Source organism: Thermoleptolyngbya sp. M55_K2018_002, assembly GCF_015295965.1.
GTDB classification, from domain to species: Bacteria; Cyanobacteriota; Cyanobacteriia; order Elainellales; family Elainellaceae; genus Thermoleptolyngbya; species Thermoleptolyngbya sichuanensis.
This window is the reverse complement of sequence record NZ_DVEA01000095.1, coordinates 1-12,168: the sequence shown is the minus strand read 5'-3', so window position 1 is coordinate 12,168 and position 12,168 is coordinate 1. Positions and strand designations below refer to the sequence as shown.

At 58.1% G+C, this 12,168-nt stretch carries 11 protein-coding genes; 1 reads left to right on the top strand and 10 read right to left on the bottom strand.

Going from position 1 to position 12,168, the window contains the following annotated elements:
- Nucleotides 1-158 precede the first annotated feature (158 nt).
- The 3 genes from IGS51_RS04805 to IGS51_RS04795 form a co-directional block, all read right to left on the bottom strand.
- Complete coding sequence (locus IGS51_RS04805; protein ID WP_297076609.1) at nt 159-2,600, bottom strand: CHASE2 domain-containing protein; 2,442 nt, start codon at nt 2,598-2,600, stop codon at nt 159-161.
- Between the two features lie 29 nt (nt 2,601-2,629).
- Nucleotides 2,630-3,877: a DUF1822 family protein gene (locus IGS51_RS04800; RefSeq protein WP_297076607.1), complete on the bottom strand. Its 1,248-nt coding sequence runs from the start codon at nt 3,875-3,877 to the stop codon at nt 2,630-2,632.
- 102 nt (nt 3,878-3,979) lie between these two features.
- The gene (locus tag IGS51_RS04795) at nt 3,980-5,485 is read right to left on the bottom strand and encodes a hypothetical protein (protein ID WP_297076604.1); all 1,506 of its coding nucleotides are present in this window, start codon (nt 5,483-5,485) and stop codon (nt 3,980-3,982) included.
- 313 nt (nt 5,486-5,798) lie between these two features.
- On the opposite strand from IGS51_RS04795, the gene IGS51_RS04790 reads away from it, so the two are divergent.
- The gene (locus tag IGS51_RS04790) at nt 5,799-6,272 is read left to right on the top strand and encodes a hypothetical protein (protein WP_297076602.1); all 474 of its coding nucleotides are present in this window, start codon (nt 5,799-5,801) and stop codon (nt 6,270-6,272) included.
- 157 nt (nt 6,273-6,429) lie between these two features.
- Here the strand turns inward: IGS51_RS04790 and IGS51_RS04785 are convergent, their stop codons facing one another.
- From IGS51_RS04785 to nifX, 7 genes are all read right to left on the bottom strand, one after another.
- Nucleotides 6,430-8,028 carry a helix-turn-helix domain-containing protein gene (locus IGS51_RS04785; RefSeq protein ID WP_297076600.1) on the bottom strand — a complete coding sequence of 533 codons (1,599 nt, stop codon included), beginning with the start codon at nt 8,026-8,028 and terminating at the stop codon, nt 6,430-6,432.
- 247 nt (nt 8,029-8,275) lie between these two features.
- Entirely contained in the window at nt 8,276-8,929 is a 654-nt protein-coding gene (locus tag IGS51_RS04780) for a (2Fe-2S) ferredoxin domain-containing protein (RefSeq protein ID WP_297076597.1), read from the bottom strand.
- 65 nt (nt 8,930-8,994) lie between these two features.
- Nucleotides 8,995-9,198, bottom strand: coding sequence for a putative nitrogen fixation protein NifT (gene nifT / locus IGS51_RS04775; RefSeq protein WP_068515251.1), 204 nt, complete (start codon nt 9,196-9,198; stop codon nt 8,995-8,997).
- A 73-nt stretch (nt 9,199-9,271) separates the two neighbouring features.
- Entirely contained in the window at nt 9,272-10,393 is a 1,122-nt protein-coding gene (gene nifV, locus IGS51_RS04770; RefSeq protein WP_297076592.1) for a homocitrate synthase, read from the bottom strand.
- A gap of 71 nt (nt 10,394-10,464) precedes the next feature.
- Nucleotides 10,465-11,007: a ferritin-like domain-containing protein gene (locus IGS51_RS04765; protein ID WP_297076589.1), complete on the bottom strand. Its 543-nt coding sequence runs from the start codon at nt 11,005-11,007 to the stop codon at nt 10,465-10,467.
- Nucleotides 11,008-11,186: 179 nt separating this feature from the next.
- A complete protein-coding gene (locus IGS51_RS04760; RefSeq protein ID WP_297076585.1) occupies nt 11,187-11,663 on the bottom strand; it encodes a NifX-associated nitrogen fixation protein in 477 nt (158 codons plus the stop codon).
- Nucleotides 11,660-12,085, bottom strand: coding sequence for a nitrogen fixation protein NifX (gene nifX, locus IGS51_RS04755; protein ID WP_297076583.1), 426 nt, complete (start codon nt 12,083-12,085; stop codon nt 11,660-11,662). Before nifX ends, IGS51_RS04760 begins: the two co-directional genes overlap by 4 nt.
- Nucleotides 12,086-12,168 lie beyond the last annotated feature (83 nt).

Below are 12,168 nucleotides of genomic sequence, written 5' to 3'. Positions count from 1 at the left end.
TGGGCAGCGTCTCGCAGGGCGGGCGAGGTGGCTCAGTTTGGGGAACGGCATGGCCGGTGGTGAAGCTCATGGAGGAAGACTCGAGTGGAGTGATTCACAGCCCCATTGTATTCGCCCATTGTATTCAAATGTATTCAAACCTGGGCTGAGGAGCCGTGCTAACGACGGCGCGATGACCAGAGCCAGGGTATGACGTAGATCCATACGGTGACGGCAGGCAGCACAATCGGCAGGGCGATCGCCCAGGCAGATACGAACAGTTGCAGGCTGGCCAGGGCATAGAGCGCGGTGCCGCCCGTCAAGGCCAGCAGTCCCCGGCGGTTGGGCAATGGTGGCCCTAGCAAACCGAGGGTCAGCTTAGTGGCGATCGCCGCCGTCAGAATCATCCAGGCATCGGGAATGGGCGTGGCAAAGCGTCCAGTGAGGAAATGCTGGAACAGATAAGCGTGCATCTCCCCAGCAGGCAGGGTGTCTCGCAAATCGGGCGGGTTTTGCTGATGTCGCCAATAGCGCAGCGCCTCCGGCAGGGCCAGGTTATCTTGCCCCGGCTCCAGGCCCGCTTCGTCATAGCCACCGGGCACGATCATCACCGCCGATTCAAACACGCGCTTTAGCACATCGGGTGGGTTGGGGTCGAACACTTGCCAAGCTGGAACTTTCTGAAACATCCGGTCGGGCGGCAGCGAAAAATCCACGATCGGATGGAGCCACATCTGCTGCACGTCGTAGCCCAGACGGGTCAGCAAGCCGGGGCGAATCGGGGTTGGGGGTGGCCGTTTGGGATGCCACTGCGCCTGCGCTAGCCGCGCCACCTGATAGGAAAATGGCGGCACTGCGCCCAGTTCACCGGATAGCTCAAGGGGGGCATGGTAGACCTGCGCGTTTGGCTCTCCGTAGAGGTCGGCATCGCCCGCCAGCGCCCAGTTGGGATGCAGGAACATTGCCATCGGGCGAAGCCAGTGGTTTGCTTGGGTATCGTAGCTACTGCTTAGCACAAACCGCGTGCCGTATTGACGCTGGGCTGTCTGCAATGCCGCTGTAAGCTGGGTATCTTGGTCTGGCTGCGGCTGATCGAGTAAGTAATCAATGCCGATAACCTTCGCTTCGAGGGCCGACAGGCGTTCTACCAACTGAGCCAGATAAGTCCGATCCATCGGCCAGGGAGTCTGCAAACCCGCCCGCCGCACAGATTCAGGATCAATCTGCACCATCAGCACGGGCGGCGCTCCGGTGGCAACTTGCCGCGTGATATTGCGGTACTGGGCCTGCACGAGCAGCCGTTGCCCCAGCAGCCAGTCCTGCATGGATGGGGATAGACTCAGCCCGATCAACCCTGCCACAGCTATGAACTCATGCAGCTTTGGCCGGAGGCGCGGTGGTGCAGGCAGGGTGTAGGGCTGCGTCGCGGGATGGCAGAAAAAAGAGGGCACCAGATGGGCCGACGGGTAGGTGATATTCTGCTCGGCTCGCAGGGTGTGTGTTGCCTGCACGAGGGACTGATGCACATCGAGCCGCTGGGTGAGTCCTTGCAGGAATTGTATCAGGAATGCCTGGGCGACGCGGTTATGAATCGGTTCGCGCATCACGGCGACTTGGCTAAACCCCAGGTCTAGCAGCGAATTGGCAATATCCAACCCCTTGCACGAGTTGAACAGGGCAAACTGGAGTCCCCGGTCGATGGCGATCGCCAACTGTGGCGCGATCGCGCTAATGGTCATAAACGTCTTGGGCGCAATGCCCAGCTCGCCTCCGGCTAGCGGCGCTTCGTTGCTGTGGCCAGCAAAAAACAGCACATCCCAGCCCCGTGGGTCGGTCAAGGCTTGCTTGATTTCGACCTCTAGCGCCTCGATGTCCCCACCCTCGCGCCAGCCGATCACCCGCAGATCATCCCGGCGAAAGTGCGATCGCAGCAGTCGCTCATCCGTTTGCAAATCCAGCCGTTCGTCATGCCCTACGATGACCAGAATACGAGCGCGGCGGCGCAGCTTGGGGGGTCTGGTGGGATGGCGTAAATTGGCGGCAACTCGCACAATCCGCAGCGGTGGCCCGGCAAACTCAGTGCCCAGTTCCCAAGCTTCCCAGGGAAACCGAGCCAAGTTGGTGGGGTCGCAGGTCAGATACAGGTTCACTGGAACCTGACCTAACGCGGCCGTAGCTTGGGCAGCTTGGGCGATCGCCGCCCGAATGTCGTACAGTTCCTCCCGCCGCAGCCAGCGGTTAAATTCGTGCAGCAGTTGCGCTTCACGGTTGGCCAGCTCACCCCGCCAGTCGATGGGCGGTGCAGATAAGTTTCCACTGCCCCCACTCTTGCCGCGTAGTGAGTCAGATAGTGAGTCAGAGTTAGACCCGCCAGACCAGTCAGATAAGTTGGACGATCCAGGCTCCGCAGGTTTGGGCTGCATTTCCTCTGAAGTCTTGGTCAGCGGCAGATGAACAGTCCGGTAGAAGTGGAGATACTGCGTCTGCCAGCGAGTCAATAGCTGCCCCAGTTCTGCCGGAAACTCGAGGGTGCGCGAGGTGCGCTGTCCCTGCCCCCAGGACACCTCAAACCAACAGGACGACCCGACCTGCTGCACGCGGAGATGAATCGGCGCTGGCAATGATCTGTTTAACGATCTGTTCAATGCCCTCACTCCTGCACAAAGCGAAAGGGCGGCAGCGTTGTAGATGCTCCATTAGGTAGCCGAATCGTTGCCCAAAACTGCTCATTCAAATTACCCAACACGCAGGCATAGAGATAGTCCTGAGCGGCATCTGTGATGGCGGTTTGCTCCAGCACTTGCACATCATCGCGAATCTCTAGCTGAATGCTCAACGGCAGCGTTGCGTTGGGTTGCGCTCCCAAAAACAGCAGCAAACCCCAGGTGGGTTCCCCGTCCATCACCGTTTCCCAGGTAACGACGTAGAGCCGCAGCGGCAGTCCCTCCCACTCAAAATCGCGGTAGGCCCCCCGCGCAGCGGCGGGCAGTGGCAAATCGCTGCGCTGGATAAATTCAGTTAGCAGCGTGTCGAACTGCTCCACAGGAGAGGCGGGCAGGGAGCCACTCCGCAGCCCCGGACTGAGCGAAGGCGGCGGCAATAGCACCCAAGATAGCTCCTGCGCTAAGTCGTCCAACTGATGATTCAGCCACCGCCCAACGTTGATGGCCCGCTGCGTCAGCCCTTGCAAAGCAGAAGTCATGGGGGGCGCGGCAGGTGGTGCGACGCGCTGGGCGGTGCGGAGTGTTATCGCCTCTGGTTCCACACACCGTAACACCAGCAGCAATGACTCTGGCTGCGGGTCAAACCAGGCCAAGGGGACGCTGTAGTGATGGTCGTCGTCCAGAGCTAGCGCTGCGGTTTGCTGATGTTGAATCAACTGATCTTGTCGCAAATGACCATAGACTCGAACTTGATCGATTTCTTCTAGAACTTCCATAAGCACGAAAAAATGAGGGAGATTGTCTGATGAATTGGATGAGTCTAGGATGCGCTGCGGCAGGGCGATCGCCCCGTCTTGAAATACTTCAGTGACCGTTAGATACAGCCGAAAATCACCAACTCGAACCCATCGCAGCGAGTCTATTTGCTCACTTGCAGGAACATCTTCTAGCCTACTGATAGGAATGCTATCGATCTGCCTGGGTTCAAATCCAGACAGCCAGTCATTTCGCAGACCTAGTTCCGGTGCGTGTTTCTCAACCCATTGGGCAAAGCCAACGAGCGCTAGCGCGTCCAAGTAAGTTTGCCACTGCTGCGCTTCGGTGGGCAGGGACGGACTGAGGGCATGGCTGAGGGCGATCGCCCAGTCGATGTGTTCTGGCGCAAGGGTCAGTGCGTCGGGTTTGAGGAAATGCCCCAACAGGTCTGAATCAGAATCAATAATGTAGTAGGTCATGGTGAGTTCAGAGTAAGAATAAGTTGAGAGTCGCGCTCGATACGCCAAACCTGAAACTGAGGATGCAACTGACGATGGATGAGCCAAGCCTCTCGGATTTGCCTAGAGGGATAGCGTGTGCAGATAATGGCAGAGCCGATCGGCAAACACCTGCTTGAGCGGCGCTTGGGGTATGCAGGGATGTTCTGGCATCTCATTGGCATCGCGCTTGGATTGACCGCTAAAGCTCGATGCCCGATCCGCTTCCAGCACTTTATCGACTTCTGCACCCAGCAGTTCATCTAGCTTGCGATCCAGTTCTTGCACACGCTCAATCGGGTCAGCCTTGGACAGCGCCCACTCTCGCAGGCGATCGCCCAATCCTTGCAGCATGTGATGGCGCACCGCCGCCCGCAGTCCGTCCAAATCGAGCAGGCGCGACACCTGATATTGCTTGGTCAGTCCTACTTGGGGCGCAATCTTGGCCATCGGCCACTGCTGGCAATAGGTTAAGCACAGACCCCGCAGAAACTCAGCAGTGGTCGGCTTCCGTTTTTTGCGGTGGTGCGCCAGGTGACTGCTGACGCTCTGGGCGATGGAAGATTCCAGGCAGTGTTGAAATGCTTGGCGATAACGCTGCAAGAACTGCTGCACGGGCGGGTTTTCTGGATCATCGTCTAAATCGCCGCCAAGATCGCTGCCAAGATTGCCGCCAGCGCCGCGGCCCATGCTGATTTGGTAGTCAAGCTGGTCGGGCACTTCTGATTGGTCAAAGGACACTATCTGCGGGGCGCGGACCCGCCGCACCGTTTGCGCCAGGGCCTTCAGCGCCTTTAGCAGTGCTTCGGGCGTGTAGGGCCGAGCCTGCTGGGTTTGCAGCCAGGTGATCATTTCGCTCAGTTGCTCTGCGCTCGGTGGCCCACAGCGGCTGCGAGAGGTGCCGGATTGCCGCAGGCGGCGATCGCGCCGATAGACCGCATGAAACGCTTCGAGGAGTTGGCAACCTGCCTGCACCGAGCTAGCGGTAGTGGGTACGTTATAAACGCCGCTCAGCAGCGCCGCCAGTCGAGCAGGCGTGAGCTTACTGTCATTCAGCAGCGCCCAGTCGCTAATCAGCCGCACGCCGCAGCTTTCCAAAAATCGGGACAGCTCTGGATGGGAGGTCACTCGGCGCTTTGTCCAGGTGCTTAGCTCGGCCTTGTCGGGGTCAAAGCTCTGCAACACTCGGCTGGCAAAGGGCTGGAAGCCTTCGGCAGGCGGGGTCAAGCCATAGGGCTTGGAAACCCCAGCGCGATCGCACTCGACATCATCTAGCACCAGCGGCAGCAAGTCTTGGTGACTGAAGCCTGCCCTGCTGCCAAAATCTTTTGCCAACCCAGCGCAGGCGAGATCAATCTGGTGAGAAATGAAACAGCGCAGGCTGCATTCTGCTAGCGCTGCCTCCGAAGATCCAGGACTATGCTGCAAGATTTGCAACAGATGACGCTGGAGAAACGCATTGGCAACGTCTGGCTCCAGACTCGAAAACTGCCCCTTGAAAAAGGCTTTGACAAGGGCAATCTCAGTGACCCGGCGATCGCCGCCTGAGTCCACTCGCACTTGAGTCCAATATCGCTGTGACACGTTCATCAGGAGTATCAGGGCTGAAGGTAAACGACCGCAGATGACAGGCGCTAGCCCAAGCATGGCTGAGAACGCCCATTTCAGCGACCTAACGATCTAATCGGAGTTGCACCAAAAGTGTGCGCGATTTTGGGAAAATCTGCCACCCGCAGCCCACCTAGTTCGCTCACGGCCCGACCTATGCAGGTTCCATCCCCAATCGCTTAATTTCCCAACTGCATACGTCCAGTTTGCCGAAAATAGGTGCCCTCAGCGGGCAGTGAAGCTTGCCCACGGCTAAGCAACCTGATGATTTTGAAGAAGATTGAGGACTTTTGCGATGAAACGCTCTAACACGATTGGACTCTCTCTGGCGACGCTGTTGATTGCAATCGCGGCTCCGCTCAGCCTACAGCCCCAGTTCAACTCCTTAGAGAAGTTCGAGATGCCGCAAGTGGGGCTGGGCACGGCCAGGGCGATCGCCTCCCAGCCGCTCCTCGCGGTGCAGGGAACCCTGGGGGCTGAGCATGAAATCACCCTCTCGAGCGGCAGACGCAATCGCGCTGTTTTCCACCGATTTAGCGGACAGGCGGGACAGACCGTTGCGATCGCTCTGACCAGCAGCGAATTTAGAACGGTGGTGGCGCTAGTAGATACCAACACCCGGCAAATTATTGACGCAAACCAGGGCCCCCAAAATGATTCCAGCCTGCAACTCCGCCTGCCCTACACTGGCTCCTACGTGGTGATGGTGAGTTCGATGCAAGAAGATGCCCAGGGTAGCTATCGGCTTACCGTGGTTCCCAGCCGCTAAGATGGCGTTTCGATGACTGCGGGTGGGGCGTGCATTGTTGTGCGATCGCTCCACCCGCAATCAACGGAATCCTGGCCTTGCCGAATGAAGGGATGCCCCCCGGAGGGACTGGGATACCGTCGAATAATCCTTGAATAATCCCTGCCATCAAGCCTGCTTAAACAAGGCCCAGAGCCTCTTGCATCCGAGTGCGATCGCTTGCTCCGAGGCTAAATCGGCCATTCTCCACGTCGCGAATCCAGCTTTGGCTTTTGCCCAAGCGTTCGGCTAGGGCCCGCTGGCTCAGGTTTTGGCGCTGGCGGGCGGATTTGATGGCTGCGCCAGAGAGGGGAACGGCCTGCTGCGGGGGGGGGGATTTGGGCGATCGCCGTCGTTTGGGACGGGCTTTGCCGACGCTCTGTCGCCAGTCCTCTGAAAGCTCAAACCCCAACAGGCGGGCGTTGAGTAGTCGCTGCCCCTTGTCGCGGGGGGCGCGATCGGTGAGGCTGAGGTCGCTGTGGGCATCATCCGTCCAAAAGTTGAGGGCGGCCTCGGCATCGTCGGGAATGTCGGCCACCCTGGCCCATAGGGGCTGGATAACAGGCGGGTAAGTGTCGGGGTCGAACTGGGGCTTGAGGCCATAGTGATAGAGAGCCTCTAGGTCGTTTTCAAAGGTTTTGATCAGGCGCTTATGGGCACCGCGCACGGTCAGCGCCTCAGTAAGGCGATCTTCGCCGTAGGCAATCCGCAGCAGGGTGCGTATGGTGATGCGGTGGTCGCTACCCAGGCGCAGCTTAAAGACCAGCCACAGCAGCAGGCGCATGGCCCCTTCGTGCTGTTGCCAATTGCCCATCACCTCGGTGAGCAAGGACTGGGGCAGAGTGCCGTACTGATAAAAGGCTGTCTGGCGGCGGTAGTCCTGTCGGTTGAGAAAGCGCTGCGCCCAGGCCCCGGCCCGCACTGTGAAACTCAGACCAATCAGGTGGCGGCAGCCCTCAGCATCGGTCTCGAAGTAATACTGGGTGTGGAGGAGTTGCCAGACGGGGTGTTCATCGAGGCTAAAGCCCTGCACCTTACCTTGGCGCGGCCAGTCGAGGGACACTAGCACCCGACAAGTTTGGTAGACCAGCGTTTTAATCAGCGTTAGCCGTTCCAGCTTGGTCAGGTCTTTGCGACGGTGTAGACCCAGGTACTTCTCGATGTGCTGGTCGTTGAGTACGAAAGACTCTGCCCAAGGGCGATCGCAGGTGGTGGCCTGGGCGGCAAAGATCAGGTGCAGACAGGCGGCCCGCAGGTCAAACTGGGTCAGGGATGCGATTCCCAGGGTGTAGTCTATAGGGCTGGCCTGGAGGGCTTCTGGGTCTGTAGCCAGGCGAAACCGGAGTTCCCCCCGTCCCCGGTGAATGGTGCGACGGTAGGTTAGGCAGCCGTCGTCGTCGGCCTGCCAGGGCAAGGACTGGCGCTGGGCTAGCAGATTGCAAGCCTCCCACACCACCATGCAGGAGGCAAAGGGGGTGGTTTTGCCGTTAAGGAAAAGGCTGGGAATAGCAGCGGGCAGCAGGGTACTTTTGTTGCGGCCTTTTTTGGGCTGGAGGGGAGCCAGGGAGCCGATAGTGCAGGCTTCCACACAGCGAGGCGTGTCCAGAGCGGCGCAGCGATCGCACAGGGTAGGGTCAATCCAGTAGCCGTTGTCGGCCTGGGTCTTGATGGCTCCGGTAGGACACTGGGGCCGACAGCGATCGCAGGCAATGCAGCCATCTTTCACGGTATAGGCCATGGCTCAGTTCTTTCCCTTGACCAGTTGACTCTCCCAGGGATAACAACCTCAGTGATTAGTTTTTATGCTGACCGATACAGTTTAAGGATCTCTTTTTTATTGCTAAAAAGGGGTTCAGAATGGACGTTTGAGCGCGAAATTCGGTGACTTCAACAACAAGAATTCAGCCCCAAATTTATGGATTGATGACCCCATTTCATCTCACTTATTAATTCATTGAAAAACACAACAAAGCCTTAGTATTAAATTACATTGGGTCGGGTCGGGTGGGTTTTGTGGGGGCAAAGTGGCGATCGAGCATTTCAGGCAGGTGCGACAGCTTTACCCGGCTATATCGGTACCCACCAGGCAGGATGGTGAAAGTAGGGGCTTCAGAACAGCGCTTCTGGCAGCCAGTGTGCTGAATTTCGACTTGGGAGTGGAGGTTGCGATCGTGAAGTGCCTGCTGTAAGGCTTCGACCAACTCGCGACCGCCCCGCTTTTGGCAGCCAGATTTGCGGCAGACCTGAATTTTGAGGGATGGAGGGGATAAGGGAGTGGGCTGGGAAGATAAAGAGGGGTGGCGCACGGCTGTGCGTTTGCACAGAGGATCTGCCCCTGACAGGGTTGGAGAGAAATGACCATCAGTGCTGTTGGGAAGAGGCGGGAAGGTAAGGATGTGGTAGGCTTTGAGCTTGATGGTGCTGCCATCGAGCTTGGTGCGGCCAAGGCAGCGCAGGTAGTCGCCGGGTTTCAGGTGCGATCGCAGAGTGGTTCGTCCTTTCTTTGGCAATTTAATAGTTAGCACTTCGCCCTCTACGTCAAGGTAAATGGCCTTGGCAGTGGTAGAGTCTGCGCCTACGAAACCGAGGAAGGTGCCGTCGAGGTTGAAGAGCCAGGGAAGACCGGAGAAAGGGGACATAGGGCCTATGAGGTACGAGGGGGTGAGGTAAATCGGTCTAAGCAGACCGGAGATTAGAAGTTTCCTTAGTTCAGTTTGCGGGCTTCGACGGTTTGGGGGGTTTGGATGGGGTCGCTGAGACCGGCGATCGCCAGTTCCCAGCCGTTGGAAAGGGTGAAGATTTGAGCATCCTCTTGCTGGGTTTGGGAGATCACTTCTTCCTCAAGGTCTTTTTTGGCTACGTAGACCAGGAGCTTGCCTGCGGCGTTGGTGCGGAGCATGACTTTCATGAGTAGGTAGGAGAATAGGGATGGGCAAAGATTAGATAAGATAGCATGGAGTAAGATAATGGAAGCCCCTTGGTCATGCCATCACACGCTCTCGGTCTGCGGCGATGCTGAGCAGTTCTTCAACGGTGAGGCTCCGTTTTAGGGAGACAGCGCGATCTCGAACGTCCTTCAGGATGGACTGAGTGCGATCGCCGTCGAGGTGAATACCTTGGGTAGCGAGAACCTGCTCGATTAGGTGGCGGCCGGAGTGCTTGCCTACGACTAACCGCCGCTGGCGGCCGACTTCGCGGGGGTCGAAGGGTTCGTAGGTACGAGAGTTTTGCAGCACGCCGTGGGCGTGGATGCCGGACTCATGGGCGAAGGTATTGTCGCCGACAATGGCCTTCCAGGGGGGAACGTCGCAGCGGACGGTTTTGGCCACAAAGCGGGAGAGTTCCAGGAAGTATTGGGTTTGGATGCCAGTTTTAAGGTCATAGAGGTGTTTCAGAGCCATCACTACCTCTTCGAGGGCGGCGTTTCCGGCCCGTTCCCCTAGCCCGTTGACGGTAGTGTTCACAGAAGTCGCGCCAGCCCGTACCCCCGCCAGGGCGTTGGCAGTGGCTAGACCCAGGTCGTTGTGGGTGTGCATTTCTACCGGAATGTTCAGGGCTTCCACTAGGGCTTTTACCCGTTCGTGGGTGGTGAACGGGTCAAGGATGCCGACGGTGTCGCAGAATCGGAACCGAAATGCGCCCCACTCTTGGGCATACTGGGCAGCGTCGATCAGAAAGCTCTCGTCGGCGCGGGAACTGTCTTCGCCGCCGACGCTCACCGTCAGCCCGTGGTCGTGGGCAAAGGCAAGAGCATCGCGCAACTGCTCCAGCATGGCCCGCCAGCGACCCTGAAACTTTACCTGAATTTGGATCTCTGAGACTGGGATTGAGATGTGAATCCGCTTCAGCCCGCAATGGATTGATGCCCGAATGTCGGACAGCACAGCGCGGTTCCAGCCCAGCAGGTGGGCGTTGAGGCCGAGGTCGGCGATCGCCCGAATCGCCTGGGCCTCGGCCTGTCCCATAGCAGGAATGCCCACCTCTAGCTCGTGGACTCCAATCGCATCAAGGAATTTGGCGATCGCAACTTTCTCTTCTATTCCAAAGGCAACGCCTGCGGCCTGTTCGCCGTCGCGGAGGGTGGTGTCGTTGATGTAGATCATGGTGAAGGAGAGGGCTGGTAAGAGGGTGGGGGAGGTCGGGAGTGTGGAATTAGAGACATACGACCGCTCTATCACGCTGTCATAAACGCCGGGGTCAAACTGTCGTGGGCGAGGAAGTGGTTGATATGAAAGGCGCGGTCTTCGGTTTTGAGCAGGATTTCGTCGTAGAGATAGCGGGTAGCGCGATCGCCCAAGCTTTCAGCCTGGACAGAGAGGCGGCGCAGCAGGTCGATAACGGTCTGTTCGGCTGCAAGGTCGTGTTCCAGCATGGCGCGGCAGGTATAGGCTCCATCTGGTTCGGGGGCAAAGCAGCAGAGGTCGGAGAGGGTGGCGAAACTGCCCGCTGGAATGCCGCCTAGACCGTTGAGCCGCTCTGCTAGGTCGTGGGCATGGCTCTGAGTCGCGTTGTAGCTCTCCTGAAAGAACTCGTGGATGGAATAGAACTCTGCTCCTTCTACTACAAAGTGATGCTTTTGGTATTGCAGGTAAAGAGCCTGGAAGCTGGCATAGGCAAGGTTCAGCCCTTCACAGATAGCAGTTGTGATATCGAGATCAAAGCCAACGGGGTTTGGGCCAACCTGGCCGAAAGCGCGAACAAGAGTTTCGGTGGTCATGGGAAATCCTAGGGTATAGAGCCACTGTGTACACACATCTCGATTCTTTGCGTAAGGCTCCGAACGATCCCCCCCTTACTGAGGGAACTTCTGATCCAGTTCTCCCCTCTGTTTAAGGGGGCAATCTGGGTTCAATTCCCCCCTTGTTCAAGGGAGGTTAAGGGGGGATCAAAGTTTCCTTAACACTGGCTAACTTCTGGAAACCGGGTGGCCAATTCCAGACCTTTCTGCACCAGCTGTTCGCCTTCCTCGTTGAGTTTTTCCAAGGAGGCAAAGCCAAACCGCTGGGCATCGCGCAGGGTTTTGGAGACCAGCAGCAGGCGACCGGAAAACACCAGCGCCCAGCCAAAGCCCTCGTGGCTGAGGTCGATGACCACCTGGGAGAGCAGGCCGGTTTCTTGCTCAATGCGGTAGGCGACGGCTCGGAAAAATGCCAGAATGCGGCCCTGGGTGAGGGGGTCTACTTCGCCCTCCACGGAGATTTCGCGCTTTTGGGCTTTGGTGAGAATGTAGGGCTTGAGCAGAAGTTCGTCGGCCCAGTGGCGATAGGTGCCGTAGGTGTCGTTGGCGCGAATTTGCTGGGCGATCGCCTGCAAAAAGGGCGCATCGGCTACAGTCAAACTGGGGGACAGGGTGGGGGTTTCAGCAGTGGTCATAGCAGGATTTCCTCTTCGGTTTCGGTGTAGGCGTTTTCAAAGTTGGCGGCTTGTTCCTGGCGCAGCACCTTGCGTAGCCAGGGCGGTGGACTGCCCTGGAGGGTGTGCATAAGCTGGGCCAAAATTGCTGTGATTTTGTCATTCTCAGAGTCGGACTTCATCGGAGTAATGCGGCGGTTGATCAGCCGTGCCGCCGCACTGCCGCCAATATCGGCCACGTAGACAATGGTGCAGCCCTCCAGCGCTTTGAGCTTAGGCTCCAGCTTGTCCTCGTTGCCGTCCTCTTTCAGCGTGCCGCCAAAGGTGAGGGTTTCGAGAAAGGTGAAGCCGTTGGGGGTGAGGTCGTAGACGTCGATTTTGCTGGCCCAGCCAAAGTGGGCGTTGATGTGGATGTTGTCTTGGGTGGCGAAGGCTACTTTCATAGTGAGGCTCCTTTGATTTTGGATTGGGGATTTTGGATTGGCTTCCCTCTCCCAAGGGGCAGGGGGTTGGGGGTGAGGGGCTG